18 protein-coding genes and 1 other annotated feature are annotated in these 22146 nt (G+C 41.5%); of the genes, 7 read left to right on the forward strand and 11 right to left on the reverse strand.

Translation table 11 applies throughout. From position 1 onward, the window contains the following. The first annotated feature begins 158 nt into the window (after nt 1-158). The 3 genes from Q8G36_RS15875 to Q8G36_RS15890 all read left to right on the forward strand — a co-directional run bounded on the left by Q8G36_RS15875 (nt 159) and on the right by Q8G36_RS15890 (nt 2060). Nucleotides 159-794, forward strand: a complete 636-nt coding sequence (locus Q8G36_RS15875) for a FusB/FusC family EF-G-binding protein (protein ID WP_305160821.1) — start codon at nt 159-161, stop codon at nt 792-794. 141 nt (nt 795-935) lie between these two features. Then, a complete protein-coding gene (locus Q8G36_RS15880; RefSeq protein WP_305160822.1) occupies nt 936-1505 on the forward strand; it encodes an MEDS domain-containing protein in 570 nt (189 codons plus the stop codon). Nucleotides 1506-1859: 354 nt separating this feature from the next. After that, entirely contained in the window at nt 1860-2060 is a 201-nt protein-coding gene (locus tag Q8G36_RS15890; protein ID WP_305160823.1) for a hypothetical protein, read from the forward strand. Nucleotides 2061-2153: 93 nt separating this feature from the next. Here Q8G36_RS15890 and Q8G36_RS15895 read toward each other — a convergent pair whose 3' ends face one another. Next, nucleotides 2154-3635: a glutamate synthase subunit beta gene (locus Q8G36_RS15895; RefSeq protein WP_305160824.1), complete on the reverse strand. Its 1482-nt coding sequence runs from the start codon at nt 3633-3635 to the stop codon at nt 2154-2156. Between the two features lie 16 nt (nt 3636-3651). After that, nucleotides 3652-8202 (reverse strand): glutamate synthase large subunit, encoded by a 4551-nt coding sequence (gene gltB / locus Q8G36_RS15900; protein WP_305160825.1) that lies wholly within the window; start codon nt 8200-8202, stop codon nt 3652-3654. 133 nt (nt 8203-8335) lie between these two features. Between gltB and Q8G36_RS15905 the strand changes: the two genes are divergently transcribed. The 4 genes from Q8G36_RS15905 to Q8G36_RS15920 all read left to right on the forward strand — a co-directional run bounded on the left by Q8G36_RS15905 (nt 8336) and on the right by Q8G36_RS15920 (nt 11028). Next, nucleotides 8336-9238, forward strand: a complete 903-nt coding sequence (locus Q8G36_RS15905; protein WP_076370054.1) for a LysR family transcriptional regulator — start codon at nt 8336-8338, stop codon at nt 9236-9238. 136 nt (nt 9239-9374) lie between these two features. After that, entirely contained in the window at nt 9375-9869 is a 495-nt protein-coding gene (locus Q8G36_RS15910; protein WP_305160826.1) for a spore coat protein, read from the forward strand. Nucleotides 9870-9994: 125 nt separating this feature from the next. Beyond that, nucleotides 9995-10594, forward strand: coding sequence for a hypothetical protein (locus Q8G36_RS15915; protein WP_305160827.1), 600 nt, complete (start codon nt 9995-9997; stop codon nt 10592-10594). Nucleotides 10595-10863: 269 nt separating this feature from the next. Next, complete coding sequence (locus Q8G36_RS15920) at nt 10864-11028, forward strand: hypothetical protein (RefSeq protein ID WP_305160828.1); 165 nt, start codon at nt 10864-10866, stop codon at nt 11026-11028. Between the two features lie 145 nt (nt 11029-11173). Here the strand turns inward: Q8G36_RS15920 and Q8G36_RS15925 are convergent, their stop codons facing one another. The 9 genes from Q8G36_RS15925 to Q8G36_RS15965 form a co-directional block, all read right to left on the reverse strand. Then, nucleotides 11174-11836, reverse strand: coding sequence for a hypothetical protein (locus tag Q8G36_RS15925; protein ID WP_305160829.1), 663 nt, complete (start codon nt 11834-11836; stop codon nt 11174-11176). Continuing rightward, entirely contained in the window at nt 11823-12464 is a 642-nt protein-coding gene (locus Q8G36_RS15930; RefSeq protein WP_305160830.1) for an ATP-binding cassette domain-containing protein, read from the reverse strand. The genes Q8G36_RS15925 and Q8G36_RS15930 overlap by 14 nt, the downstream gene beginning before the upstream one ends. An 11-nt stretch (nt 12465-12475) precedes the next feature. Continuing rightward, on the reverse strand, nt 12476-13198 hold the full coding sequence (locus Q8G36_RS15935; RefSeq protein WP_305160831.1) for a DUF2705 family protein: 723 nt from the start codon (nt 13196-13198) through the stop codon (nt 12476-12478). Then, entirely contained in the window at nt 13191-13922 is a 732-nt protein-coding gene (locus Q8G36_RS15940; RefSeq protein ID WP_305160832.1) for a WxPxxD family membrane protein, read from the reverse strand. Before Q8G36_RS15940 ends, Q8G36_RS15935 begins: the two co-directional genes overlap by 8 nt. Beyond that, nucleotides 13912-14409: a hypothetical protein gene (locus tag Q8G36_RS15945; protein WP_305160833.1), complete on the reverse strand. Its 498-nt coding sequence runs from the start codon at nt 14407-14409 to the stop codon at nt 13912-13914. Before Q8G36_RS15945 ends, Q8G36_RS15940 begins: the two co-directional genes overlap by 11 nt. Before the next feature lie 353 nt (nt 14410-14762). Continuing rightward, nucleotides 14763-15248 carry a DUF2712 domain-containing protein gene (locus tag Q8G36_RS15950; protein ID WP_305160834.1) on the reverse strand — a complete coding sequence of 162 codons (486 nt, stop codon included), beginning with the start codon at nt 15246-15248 and terminating at the stop codon, nt 14763-14765. A gap of 252 nt (nt 15249-15500) precedes the next feature. Then, complete coding sequence (locus tag Q8G36_RS15955; RefSeq protein WP_370694059.1) at nt 15501-18668, reverse strand: S8 family peptidase; 3168 nt, start codon at nt 18666-18668, stop codon at nt 15501-15503. Nucleotides 18669-19009: 341 nt separating this feature from the next. Beyond that, the gene (gene leuS / locus Q8G36_RS15960; protein WP_305160835.1) at nt 19010-21424 is read right to left on the reverse strand and encodes a leucine--tRNA ligase; all 2415 of its coding nucleotides are present in this window, start codon (nt 21422-21424) and stop codon (nt 19010-19012) included. A gap of 53 nt (nt 21425-21477) precedes the next feature. Next, nucleotides 21478-21708, reverse strand: a binding site (T-box leader). Between the two features lie 154 nt (nt 21709-21862). Continuing rightward, nucleotides 21863-22126, reverse strand: a complete 264-nt coding sequence (locus tag Q8G36_RS15965; protein ID WP_252278845.1) for a DUF2524 family protein — start codon at nt 22124-22126, stop codon at nt 21863-21865. Nucleotides 22127-22146 lie beyond the last annotated feature (20 nt).

Below are 22146 nucleotides of genomic sequence, written 5' to 3' on the forward strand. Positions count from 1 at the left end.
ACTGCATGGTTAGCACTGATAATAATATCAGTGCTATTCGTATGCCGAGTATGTTTCATAATTGTTTTCCCCCTTTTAAAGCAGGTTCGATTTCTGTAAAGTAAAAAGAAACGGTATCATGTGACAAGTATCGAGTAACAGAAACAGGAGTGAAGAAAATGGAACCTTTTATCAGGAGCGAGCAGTATAACTTCATAAAATCCCAAACACAGATTCTCATAAATGGACACGCGACTGCCAACGATAAGGATGTGATCAACACCCTGAAAACAGTCGCCAAAGAACGAGTATTAAGCTTATTCAGTGACTTGAACGAAGAGCAAAAACAACTGCTGGATCCAGTCGATACCATTAAAGATTCCGCACAAGCCGAAGTCTTTCTCTTACAAGTAAAGCCATTTGTGATCCCATTTAAAGAAGTAACCGAAAAAACGATAAAAAAACTATTTCCTAAAGCAAAGAAATTAAAAACTCCTTTGTTGGAAAACATCGATTTGAGAGAGATTTCATACTTGGGATGGGATGATGTCGGATCTGGAAAGAAATTCATCATCGCACCCCATCATAATAAACTCACCGGATTGCATGGAACCATTAAACCTGCCAACAAAAAAGGGATCTGTGCCATATGCAGCCGCTTTGAAGAAGTAGGGATGTTTATGTCTGAAACAAAAGGAACCGTCCAAGGGACATTCATTAAAAAAGGGAATTATATTTGTCTGGACAGTATGAAATGCAACCAGAACATAACCACTTTGGATAAAATGACCGACCTAATCGAGCGGCTGAAATAATACGGAAAAGCAATCCTTCAATGGCGAAGGATTGCTTTTTGTTTGTTAAGCACCGAAGCCGTCAGTTAAAAAACTCTCATTTTGTCCTGCTTATAGAATTCCAGTATAATTAAAGAGATACATGAAAGAAGGAATGATATATTGAAAAGCAAAATGAAACAGTTGTTCAAAGACCAAAAGAGCGTTCATGTGCTGTATTCCTATAATGAAATGGAAAATTACATTAAACAAGTTTTGAATTTTATCCAAGATGGCATCGCGGCAGGAGATTATATCATTCTTATTGAAAATGACCGTATTTACCCCATTATTCATAAAGAACTGAGCACTCGGTTAACGAAAGATCCAATGGAGTTCATTCACTTTGTGAACAACTTCGATTTCTATTGCTCAAGCGGCAGTTATCATCCTCCTGCAATCGAAGAATACTTTAATAAAACGGTACAGCCCTATGTGGAAAATAAAATCTCTTTCCGATCATGGGCACATGTGGAATGGGCAACCATGGAAGAACCGCTGCATATCATAGAGGATTTTGAGAGAACAGTAGATGAAGCTGTAAATCTGCTGTCGTTTCCATTAATTTGTGCCTACAAAGGTGAGAGGATGCCAGAATACCTCAAAACCATATTGTCGGAAACACATCCTTATGTTCTAAAAGACGATGATATCATCATCTCGGAACAATACTTGCCATCTAGTTTGAAATAATGAACAACACGCTTAGGAATTCTCCTAAGCGTGTTGTTTTCGCCGTTGCATTATTGAATGATCATCATGAATCCCTCGTGTATTTATACGGCATTAATTAACCGGTTTTCACCTTGACCGTTTCCCCATTAACAGTCAGTAGGACAAAGCAGTCTTATGCATAATCCGAGATTAATTCCCGACACATCCCACACGGTCCAACCACTTTTATGATCCGAACCATTCATTGGATAGGTTTTGATGCTAGCACCTCCTCTTGTAAACTATTTGATCACTGGAAGAACTTTATTGTGAATTTTTAGTTAGTTACTTCTGAGTTTTGCTCTTTACTTATGAGTTTCGGGTGCTTTACTCATGAATTCGGTGCATTTACTCGTGAGTTTCGGGCGCTTTACTCGTGAATTCGGTGCATTTACTCGTGAGTTTTGGCGCTTTACTCGTGAATTCGGTGCATTTACTCGTGAGTTTTGGCGCTTTACTCGTGAATTCGGTGCATTTACTCGTGAGTTTTGGCGCTTTACTCGTGAATTCGGTGCATTTACTCGTGAGTTTTAAGCATTTACTCGTGAATTCCGACCATTTACTCGTGAGTACCACATTTCCCACCAAAAAAAAGAAGCGCCATAATAGCACTTCCTTTTTTTGCAATTAAGGCAATACCGTTGCGCCCATCAAGTAACGGTCCACTTCTCGCGCTACTTCACGGCCTTCATTGATTGCCCAAACGATGAGGCTTTGCCCTCTCCTTGCATCTCCGGCAGCGAAAACTCCTTCGACATTCGTTCTGTATTCGCCATAAACGGCATCAATTTTTTGATTGACTGTTTCTACGCCAAATTGAGTTAATAACGGCATTTCCGTTCCTTCAAATCCGATTGCGATGAAAACGAATTGGGCAGGCCATACTTTTTCAGTTCCGGGAACTTCCCTGAAAATGTACATTCCGTCATCGCCTTTGATTTTTTCCATTGAGATTGTGTGCAGTTCTTTAACGTTGCCATTTTCATCGGCTACGATTTTCTTTGTTTGAATTGAATATTGACGCGGATCTGCACCGAATTTCGCTTCCGCTTCTTCATACGCATAATCAAGGGAAAAAACATTCGGGTAGGCTGGCCACATATTATCAGATGTACGGGCCGTCGGAAGGATTGGGTGCTTCCCGAATTGTACGACGCTCTTACATTCCTGGCGAAGGGCAGTTGCGACACAGTCAGCTCCTGTATCCCCGCCGCCGATGACGATGACGTCCTTCCCCTTTGTATCTATAAACTTGCCGTCTTCAAAATTGGAGTCCAACAGGCTTTTAGTCGAAGTGGTCAAGTAATCCATTGCAAGGTGAATGCCAGTTGCATCACGTCCTTCAATTTTCAGGTCACGCTGCTTTTGGGCACCTGTGCAAAGGATGACTGCATCATATTGATCTTGCAGTTCTTCGGCAGAAATATCTTTGCCTACTTCCGTATTGGTAATGAAGTCGATGCCTTCCTGGGTCAATAATTTGATTCGGCGTGCAACGACATCTTTTTCAAGTTTCATGTTCGGGATGCCGTATGTCAACAGCCCGCCTGCACGGTCTGCGCGCTCATAAACCGTGACCGAATGACCTGCTTGATTCAACTGGTCGGCACTCGCCAATCCTGCCGGGCCTGAACCGATGATGGCAATTTTCTTGCCGGTCCTGCTTTCAGGGATGCGAGGCGTGATCCAGCCATTTTCAAATCCTTTATCGATGATGGTCCGTTCAATGTTCTTGATAGTAACGGCAGGATCGCTTATCGCTACCGTACAAGACCCTTCACAAGGGGCCGGGCAGACGCGCCCGGTGAATTCAGGGAAATTATTCGTTTTCGATAAACGGTCCAATGCTTCTTTCCATCTGCCGCGGTACACCAAATCATTCCACTCCGGAATCAGATTATGAATCGGACAGCCCGTCGTGACCCGGTTCAATTCCATGCCCATATGGCAGAAAGGGGTGGCGCAGTCCATACACCGCGCTCCCTGTGTACTTAACTTTTCATCAGAGAAAGGAGCTGTATATTCTCTCCAGTCGCTTAAACGAGTGAGAGGATTCCGGTCTTTTGGTTTTTCTCGCGGATAATCCATAAATCCTGTTGCTTTTCCCATCTTTCTCTCCCCTTCCTTACTGCATCACAGCTTGTTTAGTGATTTTTTTATCTTGAACGGCATTTGCTTGAAATGCACTCATGATCGCTTCTTCATCCGTTAGCCCTGCACGCTTCTGCTCATTGATGCTTTTGATCATCCGCTTGTAATCTTTCGGAATGACTTTTACGAATTTCTTAGCAAAATCCTCCCAGTTCTCCAGTACATACGATGCTTTGGCACTTTCTGTATAATGAAGGTGGCTGTAAAGCATTTCTTTTACCTCGTTTGCATCATCCAGATCATCAAGCGTCTCGAATTCTATCATTTCACCATTGCATAATGCCTTGAATTCTTCCGCATCATCGGCAAGTACATAAGCGATGCCGCCTGACATGCCTGCCGCAAAGTTTTTACCGACGTCGCCCAGGATGACCACGCGTCCGCCTGTCATATACTCACAGCCATGGTCTCCAATTCCTTCAACGACGACATTGACTCCACTGTTCCGTACTGCAAATCGTTCTCCAGCACGGCCATTAATGTAGGCCTCGCCGCTTGTTGCACCGTATAAAGCGATGTTTCCAGCAATTACATTGTCCCCAGCCTCAATCTGATTGCCAGCAGGTGCCGTGACAATGATCTTTCCGCCAGATAAGCCTTTCCCAACATAGTCATTGACATCACCTGTCAAATACATCGACATCCCTTTTGGAATGAACGCACCGAAGCTCTGGCCCGCCGATCCCGTAAAACGAAGTGTGATCGTATCTTCAGGCAACCCTTCTTCCCCATAGCGTTTGGATACTTCACTGCCGACAATCGTTCCGACCACACGATTCACGTTTGTAATCGGGAAGCTGACATCCACCTGGGTTTGATTATTTAAAGCAGGTTCCACAACTGGTAAAATCTCACGGATATCCAAGGATTCTTCAATTTTATGGTTTTGAGGAAGTTGATACGTACGTATCCCCTCCGGTTGGAAAAGAAGTGTCGTCAAGTCCAGATGCTTCGCTTTCCAATGGTTTTGTGCCCGCTCGCTCACTTGTAAAACATCAGTGCGGCCGACCATTTCTTCCAGTGTTCTAAAACCAAGCTCAGCCATCGTTTCCCGCACTTCCTCAGCGATGAAGCGCATGAAATTCACGACATGATCTGGATCTCCAGTGAATTTGCTGCGAAGCTCAGGGTTTTGAGTAGCTACCCCGACTGGACATGTATCCAAATGGCAAGCACGCATCATGACACAGCCAAGGACCACAAGCGGTGCTGTAGCAAAGCCGAATTCTTCCGCTCCAAGGATAGCTGCCATGACCACATCGCGTCCCGTCATTAACTTTCCATCCGTTTCAAGGACTACACGGCTGCGCAGGCCATTAAGCATCAATGTTTGGTGTGCTTCGGCAAGGCCCAGCTCCCAAGGAAGACCTGTATGTTTGATACTCGTTTTTGGTGATGCACCCGTACCGCCATCATACCCGCTGATAACGATGACATCCGCGGCTCCTTTGGCCACACCGGCTGCAATCGTGCCTACGCCTGCTTTTGACACAAGCTTGACGCTGATCCTGGCATCACGGTTCGCATTTTTCAAATCATGGATCAGCTGTGCCAGATCTTCAATCGAATAGATATCATGATGCGGTGGCGGTGAAATCAGGCCGACACCTGGTGTCGAACCACGGACCTCTGCGACCCAAGGATATACTTTGTTTCCGGGCAGCTGGCCGCCTTCACCCGGCTTTGCACCTTGCGCCATTTTGATTTGAAGTTCATCGGCATTAACGAGGTAATGGCTTTTCACTCCAAAACGACCGGACGCAATTTGTTTAATTCCGCTGCGGCGGTCATCGCCGTTTTCATCCAGTTGGTAACGGCTAGGGTGCTCCCCGCCTTCACCGCTATTGCTTTTTCCGCCTAAACGGTTCATCGCAATCGCTAATGTTTCATGTGCTTCCTGACTCAATGAACCGAATGACATCGCGCCCGTTTTGAATCGGCTGACGATGGATTCCACGGATTCCACTTCGTCTATTGAAATGCTTTGACGTTTTTGATCGAACGAGAATAAATTCCGTAAAAACCCGAGTCTCTCTTCATTCGCCAAGTTTGAATATTGCTTAAATAAATTATAATCGCCTTTCCGGCAGGCCCATTGCAGTGTATGGATCGTTTTAGGATTGAAAGCATGATGTTCCCCTGTTTTTCGCCATTGAAAATCACTTCCGCTTTCAAGAGTTTGGTCAAGGGAATCTGCTGCAGCTTTCCTATGGCGAATCAACGCTTCATCTGCGATCGTTTCCAAATCGATCCCACTAAGCTGTGATGCCGTACCGCTGAAATAGCGTTCGATCACATCAGCACCGATTCCGACCGCTTCGAAAATTTGTGCGCCTCGATAACTTTGAACCGTTGAAATCCCCATTTTAGACATCACTTTTACGATGCCTTCTGTCACCGAGCGTACATATTTCCTTACCGTTTCTTCGTAGCTGTTGGCCAAACTGCCTTCCAATACCGCCTGCTTATATGTTTCATAAGCAAGGTACGGGTAAATCGCATCCACTCCATACCCGATTAGGGACGCATAATGATGGACTTCCCTTGCTTCCCCTGATTCAACGATAATGCTCACTTTCGTACGGTTCCCATGACGGATCAGCTCTTGATGAAGGGCGCTGGCAGCCAGCAGGGAAGGAATCGCAGCTCTTTCTTTGCTCATATCCTTGTCAGATAATATCAAAAGGCTGACACCATCAGCGATCGCTTGTTCCGCTTCACGGCAGATGCGGTGGAGTCCACTCTCTAAATCTTCTGAAAATAAAGTGTGAATGACTTTGCTCCTGAATTCAGGATAGGCATTTTCTTTCAACTGCTGCATTTGACCTGGCGTCAAAACAGGTGAATCCAATTGAATGCGGCGGCTGTTCGTTTCATCCGGTTTCAGCAAATCTCCTTCTGCACCCAGAAATGTCATCGTTGACGTGACGATCTGTTCGCGAAGCGAATCGATCGGTGGGTTGGTTACCTGTGCAAAGGATTGTTTGAAATAGTTGAAAAGCGATTGCGGGCGATCTGATAAGACCGCTAACGGAATGTCATTCCCCATGCTGCCCAGTGGATCTTTGCCTTCGTTAATGACCGGCAGTAAATATTTTTGGACATCTTCATACGTGTATCCGAACGCTTTTTGCCTGAATAACAAATCACTCAATGGCTCCCCTTCGAGCACAGGTTCTTCGTCACTTAATTGAACAAGCTGTTCGTCCAGCCATTGCTGGTATGGATTTTCCTGAGCCATTTCCGTCTTGATCTCTTCATCGGAAACAATACGGCCTTCCTCTAAATCTATTAAAAGCATTCTGCCTGGGCTTAAACGATCTTTATATAATACATTCTCCGGATCCACATCGATCACGCCGACTTCAGAGGAGAAAATGATGTAATCATCTTTTGTCACATAATACCTTGCTGGCCTTAAACCATTTCGATCCAGGATGGCACCGATTTGCTTCCCATTCGTAAATGATATGGCCGTCGGACCATCCCATGGCTCCATGAGCATGCTGTGATATTCGTAAAATGCCTTCTTTTCCTTCGTCATATGCGGATTTTCCGTCCACGGTTCAGGAATGAGCATCATCGCCGCATGTGCCGGTTTACGCCCTGCAAGCACGAAGAATTCAAGTGCATTATCTAGAATCGAGGAATCACTGCCGTCTATATCCAGAATAGGCAGGACCTTTTGCAGGTCATCCCCGAATGCTTCCGAAACAAACTGCTGCTCACGAGCTTTCATCCAATTCACATTACCTCTAAGCGTATTGATTTCTCCATTATGGATCAGGTAACGGTTTGGATGTGCCCGTTCCCAACTAGGAAAAGTATTCGTGCTGAAGCGGGAATGCACTAAAGCGAATGCAGAAACAAAAGACTCCTGTTGAAGGTCAAGATAAAAAGCATCCACCTGCTCTGGCGTCAACAATCCTTTGTATACGATCGTAGCACTTGAAAGGCTGGCAAAATAAAAACGATTGCCGCGTTCACGAGCCCAGTTTTCAGCTTGTTTTCTGATAATGAACAATTTACGCTCAAAAGCTAAATCATCGGTCATCCCATCGCTGGCCCCGATGAATACTTGGCGGATCGTCGGACATGTCTCCTTGCCGACCTCCCCGATTTTCGTTGCATCAACAGGAACCGTTCTCCAGCCTAATAACGTTTGGCCCTCTTGTTCGATAAATGCATTCAAACGAGCTTCGATTTCATTCCGTTCATCATCATTGTTAGAGAAAAAGAGCATGCCTACACCATAGCGTCCTTTTGCCGGCAAGTTCATTTCCGGGCATGCCAGCCTGAAGTATTCATCAGGAATCTGCACCATTAACCCTGCGCCATCTCCTGTAAGGGGATCGCTGCCTTGTCCGCCGCGATGATCTAATTGGCACAGCATATTCAGTCCTTGTTTGACGATGTCATGTGTAGCAAGCCCTTTTAAATGAGCGTATAAACCGATCCCACATGCATCATGTTCAAATTCAGGATGGTAGAGCCCTTGTGCTTTTGGTATTTGATTGTATGTCATATTAATCGCCCCCATCGTATTCTTACACCGGTATGTCACTTACATTTATTCTAGGTTTTCAAATCGATATAAACAATATATAATTCTAATAGAATCTATCTCAATTTGAGATGAATGGCAGGAGGATGAATAAATGGAACTACGACAATTACGTTATTTTGTTGAAGTCGCCGAGAGAGAACACGTCTCTGAAGCCGCAGAGCACCTGCATATCGCACAATCAGCAATCAGCCGGCAAATCTCCAGACTGGAAGATGAGCTTGGCGTTCTTTTATTCGAGAAAATCGGCCGGAATATCCAGTTAACTCCAATTGGTAAAATTTTCTTGATCCATGCCAAAACGGCGATACAAGCGATAGAATATGCCAAATATCAAATTGAGGAGTTTTTGGACCCTGAACACGGAAGCATTAAAATCGGGTTCCCGACCAGCCTTTCCACCCATTTACTGCCTACCGTCATTTCCGCTTTTAAAGATGAGCAGCCGAATATCGGCTTCCACTTAAGACAGGGATCTTATTCCTCTTTAAAGGAAGCTGTCAAAAATCGCGAAATCGGGTTAGCCTTCCTTGGACCGATTCCGACAAACGATCCAGATATCGAAGGTCATATCCTGTTCACGGAAAACATTTCCGCTTTACTGCCCATAACTCACCCATTAGCTGAAAGGAAGAGTCTGCGTCTAAGTGACTTACGAAATGATCCCTTCGTCTTGTTTCCAAAAGGATACATCTTTCACACTATCGCTCTCGAAGCGTGCAAAGCAGCCGGTTTCGCACCGAACATCGCATCGGAAGGTGAAGACATGGATTCCATAAAGGGCCTCGTATCTGCCGGAATCGGAGTCAGTCTGCTCCCTGACAGTACCTTTTATGAAGTCATTCCAAGACTGACTGTCAAGATCCCGATCGATACACCCGAAGTCAAACGGACTGTCGGCATCATCACTCCCAAAAACAGGGACTTGGCTCCATCAGAAAAACTTTTTTACCAATTTGCCAAAAAGTTCTTCTCTGTTCTCGAGCAATATCAATAAAACATGGCTATTTCTAAACTGTGAATGTGAAAATTAAGACGGGACAGCTCTTCCCATAAATGATTTCACTAGACAACTTACAAATAGCCCACTGTTCGAATAACGTATCAAGATTATTCGTTCAGGAGGAATTTAAATGAAACCCACCCATTCACATCTTGCTTGGCATGAAACACTCGAGCTTCATGAATTGGTCGCCGCCCAGTCCAATGCCCTTATGAAATTTAAAAAAGCTTACCCAAAAATAAAAGACCCCATTTTAAAAACGATATATAGGCAAACGATCGATACCCTTACCCAAAACATCATGGAGCTGCTGCAATTTTATCCATTGACGCCTAAGACGGGCCGGGATGACGATGAATTAAGGGATGACGCATCGGCCGCCGCTGCTGGGGAATTGCTGGGCTTTGCCAAATCATCTATCAAAAGTTATGCACTTGCCATTACTGAAACAGCCACCCCTTCTCTTCGAAAAGTATTTAAGAAACATTTAAATGGAGCCATCGATACCCATGCCAAGATTTTCAACTACCTTTATGAAAGAAACCTCTATCCTGCTTACGACTTGAACCAATTGCTTCAAAATGACGTCGATGTTGCCAATAAGGCTCTTTCCCAACCATTCTAAATGCAAAAAAGGCAAGCATACGATTGCTTGCCTTTTTTCCGCGTTCCGATTCCGTTTTTTATTATAATGTTATAATATATAAGAATTGGTTTTAATTGGTTTGAAAGTTTAAGGAGATGAAAATCATGAAAAAGATCTTTTTATCCATCTCCCTATCCCTGCTCTCACTTTCTTTAGTCGCCTGTAAGGCTGATGATCCAAAATCCGAGAATAACCTTTCAGTTCCTGAGCTGACAGCAAGGGAAAAGGCCATCTTGGAGAATACAGCTGAACATTCCTTTCTTATCGATATCAATGTTGATGATACATACAAGGAGATGTCCGTCTGGGTCGAAAAATATGAATTTGGCAAACTTGTCGAACCTGAAATGGGACGCATGACAACTGCCGTCAAAGATAATGGGACGATCATCTTTACGACTTCCAAAACGGTTGCTGACCAAAAACTATCGATGTTCAACATCAGCATTCAAAACGATGATGGTACGGATACAGTTACTTATCCTGAAACCATTGATAAAATGGATTCCAGCGTATGGGGCAATGCTGGGAAACTCAAAATAAACAGCACAAAAAAGCTTGCATTGGCGAGTATTTGTTACTCAAGCGGAAATGGAGGCATACGTTCACTTTCCACTGACTTTTATGGTGATATGGATAGCCATATGGACGAGTTGAAGGAATTCGATGTTGTCTATCTCCTGAGAATTGAATTCACTAAATGAGCTGTCAAGTGCAGGGGCAAGTTGAACCGGACTTGCCCCTGCCTATTTTGTTTTAGCACGATAATACTGCAAAACTCTATGATAGGAAATAAATGAGGCATTTGTAGATTCAAAAAAGGGGGGTTCCCATCAAATTAGTGAAGTGAAAAAGTCCAAGCAAATGCTGATTTTGCTCATGCGATATATGAGCAAGTCCAAATTATGGGTATGGAAAAGTTTAAATGAAGTGAATTTTTTGCATTTTAAAAAGGGGTTGAAGGAAGAGGTATTTGGGTGTAATCTTTAAAAATAAAAAACGGAAAGAAGATATTAAATTGAAGAAAATCATCATCCTCTTTGCAGCAGTAGTCATTGCGAGCTCTCTCGGACATCAAATAAACGGCGGATATAATGACCCTCGAAAATCCCGCCCTAGGCATATACATTTAAAATAAGGAATCCGTTATATAAGATTGATTCCTTATAATGCATAAAACAGGTAACGTTAACATTTTAAGAAACGATCATGGGATCTGAATCTATGCATAAAGACAATATTGGTTGATAGGATATCAAACTTATCACTCAAATAAGCTAGTATTAAATCCCCTTAAATGACTCACTATCCTCATTATTTCTCTCCAATATCAGATCACCCTCATTTGATATAAAGCCATCTTTTCCCGTTTTATCGATATACACGTTATATCCATTTTTCAGTTCAATTTCGATTGGCTTTTTTACTTTTTCATCAATTTCCCATTGAATGGTTTGCAAACTTTCGGTTTCCGTTTTATCCTTTATATCGACAAACACTCGGATTGTATGAGATGTCTTGGATAGTACATAATTCCCTTCTTGTATTTCTGTACCAACTTCATAATAACCGGGATCTTTAATGATGTATTTTTGACCCTTTTTCTCTTTTTTTTCAAATTCTGAAGGCTTGAATTCTACTCTCCCTTTAATAGACAAATTCCCATTCATATGAATGGGCACTGCATGTAAAACTGCATTATCGTGCATTTTGTCACCAAAAAATTCTGCTTCATTATCGAGAGCTTTGATATCATAATAGCCTGGATCGATATCTTTACCGACAATGATTTTTTGTGACTCTACAACCTTATAGGAGGCTGTATTATTTTCAGTATTTCTGGTATCTTCACTATCCGATGAAGAAACAAAGAACACTTTATATATAAGGAATCCGCCTACTAATACTAGTAAGCTAAACGCTGCTATTCTTTTATTTAGAGTCAAGAACGATTCCTCCATTATCCATCTTCATATATTCATCCGCTAATGCTTCTAAATCATGTTTATGATGACTTGTCAAAATGATGAGTGCCCCTCGCTCTTTTTCTTCTTTCAAGATTTGATAAACTTGAATGACACCTTCTTCATCGATTGCATTTGTTGGTTCATCCAATAATAAAATATCCGGTTTTTCAAATATAGCTTGGGCGACACTTAAACGCTGTTTCATTCCTAACGAAAACTTTCCTACCTTCATTTTTGAATCGAGATCAAGACCGACTCTTTTTAACGCCAATTTAATATCCTCATCAGTGGTGATGTTCTTGATTTTTGATAATATTTTTAGATTTGTGTAGGCATCATATTGATGCAACAGGGAAGTGTTTTCAATAATGACACTAATATTAGAAGGAAATGACATATCCTGATGAAGTATTTTTCCATCTATCGAAATTTCTCCTGAGCTTGGCATGATTAACCCTGCAATCGCTCTAAGCAGCATCGTTTTACCAGAGCCATTTCTTCCATACAAACCATAAATTTTCCCGCCGCAAAACTCATAATTAATATCATGTAAGAGAGTCTTCTTCTTCATCCGTTTATTTAAAGAGCTAATTCTTATTTTTGTCATTGTGCACCTCATTAAGTTAAATCCATTTTCTTTAATCGTATAAATGATAAAACACTTAAAATGATTGTTATTATGGTTAAAACAATATAAGCAATTACCGGCGATAATCCACCTGATTCAGGTAGATCCACCCTTACATACATTCCGAAATTGGGAATCAAAAAATATAAAATCCACATCAGCTTTTGTACTGATAAAAGAACTCCCCCTAAAGTGACTGAAAAAAGCACATAAATATTTATCACCAATAAAGATACTTCCTCCGTAAAATGAAGTTCGAGTGCCATTTGAATAAAAATAAGGACAAAATTGGACATAATATAAAGTCCTGCTATACAAATGAATGATTGGAAATCATGATAAAAAAAGGCCTGATCCACATTATTTATATAAGCGAATACGATTGAGAAAAGTAGTTGGATTAAAGATAACCCAGATATAAGGATCATTAATTTCATGATTCTGCTAATCCCTAGTTTCACCCTGCTTTTTTCCCTGATCATCAGGTAAATTCCATAACCGGAAATATATTGCCTCAAATAACCTAACGACAAAAAACTCAACATGGAAAAGAAAATATACCATGTTCCGAATATGACTAATTTGCTATTAAAAAGGACTCCACTAACGATCATGAATCCCGTAAGATCGGCTTTAGAGCCATCAAAGTAATTAAATAACAAAATTTGCAAAGTGATTACCAACAACATGGTTAAGAAGATTCGTTTAGTCATTTGAAACCTCAATAATGAAATCTTTTTTCTCGATGGCAAATTGCCCAAGTAATATCATTACAATAGATAGCAATAATTCTTTTCCAATCATGATCAACGATTGATGCCCTGATATTCCGCTGCTTAAAAAAGGATCTATAACATTTAATGCACTAGCTGGTGTCCAAGAAATATTCAGATAACTATTCAACATATATAAGAGAAAACATATACAAAAGGTCCCTGCCATCGCAATGATTAAATGGGAAATATCAAAAATGAAATAATAAAGCATTCCAATCGAGAAATAAATACACGTTAATAATGCTAGATTAAGAAGGCATATGACCCAATAATTTGAGGATATAAAATGATATCTATCGAAAATGAAAACACCTGCGAAATTAACCGATAAAATGCTGAATGCATATATAAATGAACTTTTAAAAACTTGGATTGTCCTTCTCCGGTATAAATGCATTCTTGATTTTAATCTGACAATTGTTTGTGGATGCTCATCTTCAATAAAAAAGCGATAAAATAATAATAAAGGAATAATATAAGTCATCAGTAAATTTTTAATCGAGAGATAGCCATCTACACTCGCACTTACATCAATGATCAATGGATACGATGGGTCTATTTGCTTTATTTTTAGATAATGAATATTATAGATCATCCATAAACATCCAAATAAAAGTAAAAGCAGCATTGATAAATATACTTTTTTTTGATTAGACTTCATCACTTTTCACCTTATAAATGAACCCGACCGTGATTATCGCTAAAAAAAGGATTGTAGATTTAAAGAAAATAAAAATGAAATCTTCTAAGTTCACTTCGTTAAAAGGTTGGATAATCAATACTAATGAATGATGTAATCCTAAAACTTGTGAGAACCAGATAACAAAGCTTAATGGATAGGTATACTTTAAATCAGGGAAACACCAACTAAGGACGGTAGCCATCCCTGCGCATAAACTAGTAAAAAAACCAAAAAGGATGATATAAATCATATTACTAATAGTAGGCATTGCATGGGCAAGTGTATATAAAGGATTTTCAGGGAACAGGTCTGGTGACAAACCCTGGTCAAATTCACCATTCATAAACACCAAATATGTAATAAACATGTTGAATAACAAGCAACAAACAATGACTAAAAAGGAAAATGACATATTTCCGAATAACATGGTCTTATAATAAGCACATCGCCCTTTTTTTGTCGCCACGATATATCGGTATCCTGTTCTGTAGTCTTGGATATAACTATCAGCACACATAATTAATAGAAAAATGGGCAAAAACCATATTAGGATTATTTGCATCATATGGCCTAATGAACTTCCCGCTAAAAAAGTGGCTAAATGGGGTGCTAACGATTCTGATGAATACAGTGTTGATGAAAAATTCCCCATCAGAATAAATATATCAATAATTACAATTGCCAATATACATAACACTATGAACTTTGTTTTTCTATATTTTGTTAATCTATAATAATAACTATTCATTTTTTCTCCCTTTATAAAACCATCTTGAATAAAGAGCCATCCAAGATGGCTTCACAATGATCATCCTTTTTTTATTTATTATACTCAGTGGTGTAATAAGTATTATATTGTGAAGGTAATATTCTCCCCGTCTCCTCATCCCAGTACCCTTTTACCGAATAGCTGTTAGAACTATAATTATTATTTTCTGCTGTTAATCTTACTTCAGTGGCATTGGCACCTGAATTGCCTTTAATATAATGGTTGCGCCCACTATTTTCACCGCCGCTACCAGCTTTAACTTTCACTGCAGGGGATACATTTGTACCATTACTTTTTTCTAACCAATAAGTAGTTAAAGTATTAGTTCCTTCTGTTGATTTATACATTCTCACTTTCCATGTATTCCGTTCCGTAGTCGTTTGGCGATACTCTGTACCTGTGTACGAGTTAGCTTGCTCTTTCTTAATCGTAAATGAATATCCCGATTTGTCATTTCCAGCCTCAACTGAAAGCGTTCCTAACCCAATTGAGCAAGCTAAAATAGTACCCAATGCTATTACTCTTACTTTTTTCATTTTATTCCCCCTGAATATTTATTTTCCAGGTTAACAATACCACTTTATACCTATTTTTCCAATGATATTTTTGATAAAAAAGTACTATTTTGGATAAATTTATTATTATATCCTCAATTATCCTGTATATACTTAAAGTAGTTATTTTATAAAACAAGACTTATGTTACGAAAAAAGGACCATTGGCAAGTCAAAAATAGTCGCACAAAAAAAAGCCGTTTAACATGAGAGTTAAACGGCCTTCACCTGTTACTATTTAGACTTTTTAACCGTTACTTTGGCTGCTTTTCCTGTATTGCCCGCTTTGTCTTTTGCTGAGACATATAATGCGGATCCTGCTTTTTTCTTGCTGATTTTGATGGAGAAATTCCCCTTACTATCAGCTTTTGCTGTTCCGATGTTTTTATTGTTGTATTTCACGGTAACGGTTGAACCGATTTCCGCTTTACCAGTTACTTTTGTTGTTTTGTCGTTTACTTCATTCACTTTCGGTGCACCTGGAGCGGTTTTATCTTTAACCGTTACTTTGGCTGCTTTTCCTGTATTGCCCGCTTTGTCTTTTGCAGTGGCATATAATGCGGATCCTGCTTTTTTCTTGCTGATCTTAATGGAGAAGTTCCCCTTTTTATCAGCTGTTGCCGTTCCGATATTTTTATTGTTGTACTTCAAGGTAACGGTTGAACCAATTTCCGTTTTACCTGTTACTGAGGTAGCTTTATCGCTTACTTCATTCACTTTCGGTGCATCTGGGGCTGTTTTATCCAGAACAGTCACAGTTGCCGCCTTGCTTTCACGTTTTGCTAAGTCCGTAGCTGTGACTGAAAGTTTAGTGCCAGCCTTTTGCTTGCTGATTTTCACTTTGAAATTCCCTTTGCTGTCCGTGTTACCTGAACCAATCACTTTTTTTGCGTTATTTTTGATCGTGATTTTCATGTCCGCTTGTGATTGACCCGATACATACGTATCTTTGTCACTTAAAGCTTTAACAGTAGGCTTGTTAGGGGTTGCACCCTTATTCACGAATACTTTGATTGAAGAAACTGCTAGTTTGGAAGAATCAGAGATATTCACAGTAAGCTGCTGCTGAGCTTTTTGGACCGGAATAGTAACAGTGAACGTTCCGTTAGCTGCCGCCGTTCCTTTACCGAGCGTTTTGTTTCCGCTTTTCACTTCGATTACTGAACCTTTTTTAGCTGAACCAGTCAGTTTTGTTTGCGTATCCATCACAATATTGACTTTAGCTTGTAAATCCACTGCACTAAGTGCACTGTACGCATTCAGCCTTCCATATCCAGAGACTAAATCTTTTCCGACAGGCAGTTCTTCTTCCGGGATTATGATTTCTCCATCTTCTGGTAGATAGTCCTCATCAGGAACTGCATTATCTTCTTCTTCAAAAGCGACATATTCCGATGTCCCATGAAGGATTTCCCTTACTTCATTCACTTTCAACCCAGGGTTTCCGGATAATAACAAGGCTGTAGCTGCCGCAACATGCGGAGCTGCCATTGATGTACCATCCATGTAGGTAACATTCCCATTAGGTACAAGACTCGGGATGCCTGTCCCTGGAGCGACCATGTCCAATTCCGATCCATAATTGGAATAATCGGAAACTAAATCAAGGGCATTGGTTGCACCGACGGAAATGGCGTATTTAGATGATGCAGGATAAGAAAGACCTTCCATCCCATCATTACCGCTTGCTACGACAACCATTACATTCTTGGCAGCGGCATGTTTCAAGGCATATTCAATCGTCCTGCTATATCCTCCGCCCAGGCTAAGGTTTATGACCTTGGCACCATGGTCCACGGCATATTTAATGCCTAGTGCAACTTTCTCCATGTCTCCAGATCCTGAAGAATCCAAGACCTTTACAGGCATGATTTTAGCTACTGGATTGATTCCTTGCATGGAATATCCATTATCGGCTTTGGCAGCGATGATTCCGGATACATGTGTACCATGGCCATTGTCATCCACTGCATCTACTTTCTTATCAATGAAATTCTTGCCTAAGTCCATGCGGACCGTATCTTTCAAATCCGCCAGTGAATCATCGACACCTGTGTCGATAACCGCTACCAATGTATCTTTTAAATTACGTTTCTTAATAAGGTTCTGCAGTTTTTCGTTATCGATATCCGCTCCCTTTATGCCCTCTTCTCCACCAGCGTTATCTAAAGACCATTGATACGGTGATTGAATATCGGCTGAAAGTGCTTTGTACGTTTTTACCGCTTCGATATATTCCACTTCTGGAAGTTTCTCGATACTGGATAGAGCTGCTGTGCTCATTTCTGCTTGATTCTTTAACTCTACAACATACATACCATCATACAGAACCTCTTGTTGCTTAGGTGCCGATAATGTTCCATATCCCTTTCCACTTACCTTGGATTGGACAGAGCTTAATGACTTCCCAGGTTTAAGTTTGACGATATATTTGTTCTTTATATTTTTCGAAGTTGGAAGTTCGATTCCCGCTTTGCTTGCGATATCGACGATTCTCTCGCCAGCAAGCTTTTCAAGATCGATTTTCTTTGCAATGCCGTTCATATCCTTTTTCAATCCAGCTGGAGCGACGCCTGCCGCCTTGTTGAATAAAGCTTTAATCGCTTCTTGCTGCTTGTTACTAATGACCGCCGTACTGCTTGCTCCATTTTCATTAAGATCCTCAATAAGCGGCTTAATCTCGACTAAGTGATTATAGACAGCTTCCCTTGCCGTTTTATTACCAGCAAGATGAAGGGCAAGGAATGGCGAAGCCTTATAGTATAAAGAAGAAAGGGTGCGTCCCTCGGATGACTTCGTGAGAACTTCATCCCTAAACACACGGAGTGTTTTCAACATCGATTCTCCCGTTTTCTTATCGTTGACACTTAGTTCAACCGGGCATGATTCGAGGTCCTCCCCTTCGTCCCCAGAAGATGGCGGCAATGTCACTGAATGCGCATTGATGGAGTATTCAGCTACATTTTCCGCATCCGGGATGGGATTTCCCTCATCATCCGTATCGCCGAAATATTCAACTTTAACATAATACGTGCCTTCCCAAGCATATGGGAAATCGACTACTGCCTTTTCATCAGGATAAGAAGAGACAAAATAATTGCTCTCATCTTTTTCTGCTTTTTCTTTATCTTGATATACGGAGATATTCAAGATTTTGTCCGAATTGACTTCGAACTCAATATGGGAGAACTTTTGTATTTCTTCTGTTGATGGGCTGATTTGGTACCATTGAACATCCGGTTTTTCAAACTTCCCGTCCAGAGTGTCCCCATTTTTAATCGTTTTTACATTTTCAATGGGTGTTGCTGCTGCAGCTTGAGAATTTAGCGGAACCATCAAGCTGAAAATCAGTGCAAAAATTAGTACACACGCCGTAATTCGACTTACATTCTTAAATTTCACGGTTTTCCCTCCAATAATTGGTTAAAAAATAACAGTACTATACCAAACTATCACACTGTAAAATTTTATCAACCAATTTTTTCCCTTTTTTATGTCAAATGCTTGATTTATTTGGCCACCGAGCCGAAAAATGATTCTCATGTACCAATTAAGCTATATTTTTGAGTTCCGATGGTCATCTCATGACGATAGCCAATGCCAACATTCGGTAGATTCATGTTAATAGATTTAAATCGGTTAAAATCCTAACATGACCTATTTCCTATGGTCAGCCAATGCCACACAAAAAAAAAGCTGCCCCAGCAGTAAAAATATGCGGGACAGCTTCCAATCATTTTTATTTAGTTTGCGACGATATTGACTAATTTGCCTGGTACGGCAATCACTTTACGAATGGTTTTCCCATCGATTTGTTCTTTGATGGAATCATCACCCATCGCGATTTCTTCCAGTTTTTCTTTTGTTGTGTCCGTCGGCACCATTAATTTCGCTTTGACTTTTCCGTTGATTTGGATGACGATTTCGACTTCGTTATCCACTAACTTCGCTTCGTCGAAAGCCGGCCACGTTCCGTACGTGATGCTCTCGGAATGGCCCAGTTTAGACCAAAGTTCCTCGGCAATGTGCGGTGCAACTGGTGCAAGCAGCTTTACGAAGCCTTCGATATACACTTTAGGAAGCGAATCCGCTTTATAAGCATCATTAATGAATACCATCAATTGTGAAATCGCCGTATTGAATTTCAATTCCTCATAGTTCTCGGTCACTTTTTTAACAGTTTGATGATAGACTTTTTCGAGCTTGCCCGTGTCATCCGTCTCTGTCATCTTATCTGTGATCGTACCGTCATCGCTGACTAATAAACGCCAGATACGGTCAAGGAATCTGCGAGAACCGTCCAATCCGTTTGTAGACCAGGCAATCGAAGCATCCAATGGCCCCATGAACATTTCGTACATGCGAAGCGTATCGGCACCATGGCTTTCAACGATATCATCCGGGTTCACGACATTCCCTTTGGATTTACTCATTTTTTCATTATTCTCGCCAAGGATCATTCCTTGGTTAAATAGGTTTTGGAATGGTTCCTTCGTTGGCACGACACCGATATCGTACAGGAATTTATGCCAGAAACGAGCATAAAGCAAGTGAAGCACCGCATGCTCAGCGCCGCCAATATAAATGTCGACTGGCATCCATTCTTTTAATTTTTCAGGATCTGCAAGTGCTTCCTTGTTGTCAGGATCGATATAACGAAGGAAGTACCAGCTGCTGCCTGCCCACTGTGGCATCGTATTTGTCTCACGGCGCCCTTTTCGTCCGTTTTCATCCGTCACATTCACCCATTCCGATATGTTCGCAAGTGGTGATTCGCCTGTACCTGAAGGCTTGATGTCCGTAGCTTTCGGTAAAATCAATGGAAGATCTTCTTCCTTCACTGCAGACATCGTGCCATCTTCCCAATGGATGATTGGAATCGGTTCACCCCAGTAACGCTGACGGCTGAATAACCAGTCGCGAAGGCGGTATGTTATTTTCTTCGTGCCGATTTCTTTTTCTTCCAGCCATTTGATCATCGTCGAAATGGCTTCTTCCTTATTCAACCCATCAAGGAATTCCGAATTCACATGAAGTCCATCGCCTGTATATGCTTCACTTGTCACGTCTCCGCCAGCTACGACTTCCTTGATCGGCAAGTCGAACTTGACTGCAAATTCATAATCACGCTCATCATGGGCAGGAACGGCCATGATCGCACCTGTTCCGTAGCTGATCAACACGTAATCGGCAATCCAAATCGGCATTTTTTCGCCGTTAACCGGATTAATGGCATAAGCCCCCGTGAACACGCCTGATTTATCCTTTGCCAAGTCTGTTCTTTCCAAGTCGCTTTTATGTTTCACTTCATCTAAATAGGCTTCAACTGCCGCCCTTTGATCAGCCGTCGTAATTTTATCGACAAACTGATGTTCAGGTGCCAATACGGCATATGTTGCACCGAATAACGTATCCGGACGAGTCGTGAACACCGTGAATGTATCATCAAAGCCATCGATATTGAATGTAACTTCCGCTCCCTCGGAACGGCCAATCCAATTACGCTGCATATCCTTGATGTTTTCCGGCCAATCCACATCATTCAGGTCGTCGATTAAGCGGTCTGCATACGCCGTGATACGAAGCATCCACTGTTTCATCGGGCGGCGCTCAACCGGATGGCCCCCACGCTCACTTTTCCCATCGATGACTTCTTCATTAGCCAATACCGTGCCAAGTGCCGGACACCAGTTAACGGCCACTTCATCAATATATGCAAGGCCCTTTTCATATAATTTCAAGAAGATCCATTGCGTCCATTTGTAATAGTCGGGGTCTGTCGTGTTTATTTCGCGATCCCAGTCATAAGAAAAACCAAGGGCTTTGATTTGGCGGCGGAACGTGTTGATGTTGTGCTCCGTGAATTCAGCTGGATCATTTCCGGTATCGATTGCATATTGCTCTGCCGGAAGTCCAAAAGCGTCCCAGCCGATCGGATGCAATACATTATACCCCTGCGCCCGTTTCATCCTTGCTAGGATATCGCTTGCCGTATAACCTTCCGGGTGCCCTACATGAAGACCGGCCCCTGAAGGATATGGGAACATATCCAGCGCGTAGAATTTGCGTTTGCCGCTTTCTTCACCCGTTTTGAATGTCTTATTGCCTTCCCAATACTTTTGCCATTTCGTTTCTATGCTTCTATGGTCAAAACTCATACGATTTCCTCCTAATTTCCGTATAAAAAACAATAAAAAACCCCTCATCCCAAAATAGGGACGAGAGGATTATGTATATCTTCCCGCGGTACCACCCACATTGGCGATAGCTAAAATCCGCCCAGCTTAAAACATCCGTAACATGGATTAAAACGCCAGGCATTACTTTCACCTTCACACCCGGGACTCCAAGGCGAGTTCACGACCATCCCAGGTTGACTTGCACCACCCGTCAACTCTCTTTACTGGTTTAAACCGCTACTATTCCTTATCATAGTCTTTATAAGAATATTGGATTTTATTACATTCTAGTCAATTTCACCGATAATTGCAATAGCCGTACATAAACATTATCGACAGGTTTTTCATTATATATGCGAATTCAAGAAAAATCGTGCAAAAAAGGGAGCTATTCATTCATAGCTCCCTTGCTTCCATTTAATGTCGCAGTAAAATCATTTCATTCCTCAATTGATTCAACTGCTGCTTCATCCGCGAAAGCATTTCCCGTTGCTGATCATTCGAACTGGCATACAATCGTTCCATATCCGTCAAAGCCTCTTCGATATACCTTTGCGAATTTTGAAATTGCTCATCATCATAATGCTCCTGCCGTGAGGCCTCGTTAAATTCAAACTCTGCAAAATGGAGAGCCCCTTCACATTGCTCTAAAAAATGATCGACGGATTGTCTGGTTGCCATTTCAAACCCTCTCCTTCGCG

This window comes from Peribacillus frigoritolerans (assembly GCF_030676415.1).
GTDB classification, from domain to species: Bacteria; Bacillota; Bacilli; order Bacillales; family DSM-1321; genus Peribacillus; species Peribacillus frigoritolerans_A.

Coding starts and splice junctions, on each gene's coding strand:
- Q8G36_RS15940 (WP_305160832.1), bottom strand. CDS start 13,922: ATGAAGTCTAATCAAAAAAAAGTATATTTATCAATGCTGCTTTTACTT.
- Q8G36_RS15950 (WP_305160834.1), bottom strand. CDS start 15,248: ATGAAAAAAGTAAGAGTAATAGCATTGGGTACTATTTTAGCTTGCTCA.
- leuS (WP_305160835.1), bottom strand. CDS start 21,424: ATGAGTTTTGACCATAGAAGCATAGAAACGAAATGGCAAAAGTATTGG.
- Q8G36_RS15905 (WP_076370054.1), top strand. CDS start 8,336: ATGGAACTACGACAATTACGTTATTTTGTTGAAGTCGCCGAGAGAGAA.
- Q8G36_RS15915 (WP_305160827.1), top strand. CDS start 9,995: ATGAAAAAGATCTTTTTATCCATCTCCCTATCCCTGCTCTCACTTTCT.
- Q8G36_RS15910 (WP_305160826.1), top strand. CDS start 9,375: ATGAAACCCACCCATTCACATCTTGCTTGGCATGAAACACTCGAGCTT.
- Q8G36_RS15890 (WP_305160823.1), top strand. CDS start 1,860: ATGAATTCGGTGCATTTACTCGTGAGTTTCGGGCGCTTTACTCGTGAA.
- Q8G36_RS15935 (WP_305160831.1), bottom strand. CDS start 13,198: ATGACTAAACGAATCTTCTTAACCATGTTGTTGGTAATCACTTTGCAA.
- Q8G36_RS15875 (WP_305160821.1), top strand. CDS start 159: ATGGAACCTTTTATCAGGAGCGAGCAGTATAACTTCATAAAATCCCAA.
- Q8G36_RS15965 (WP_252278845.1), bottom strand. CDS start 22,126: ATGGCAACCAGACAATCCGTCGATCATTTTTTAGAGCAATGTGAAGGG.
- Q8G36_RS15895 (WP_305160824.1), bottom strand. CDS start 3,635: ATGGGAAAAGCAACAGGATTTATGGATTATCCGCGAGAAAAACCAAAA.
- Q8G36_RS15930 (WP_305160830.1), bottom strand. CDS start 12,464: ATGACAAAAATAAGAATTAGCTCTTTAAATAAACGGATGAAGAAGAAG.
- gltB (WP_305160825.1), bottom strand. CDS start 8,202: ATGACATACAATCAAATACCAAAAGCACAAGGGCTCTACCATCCTGAA.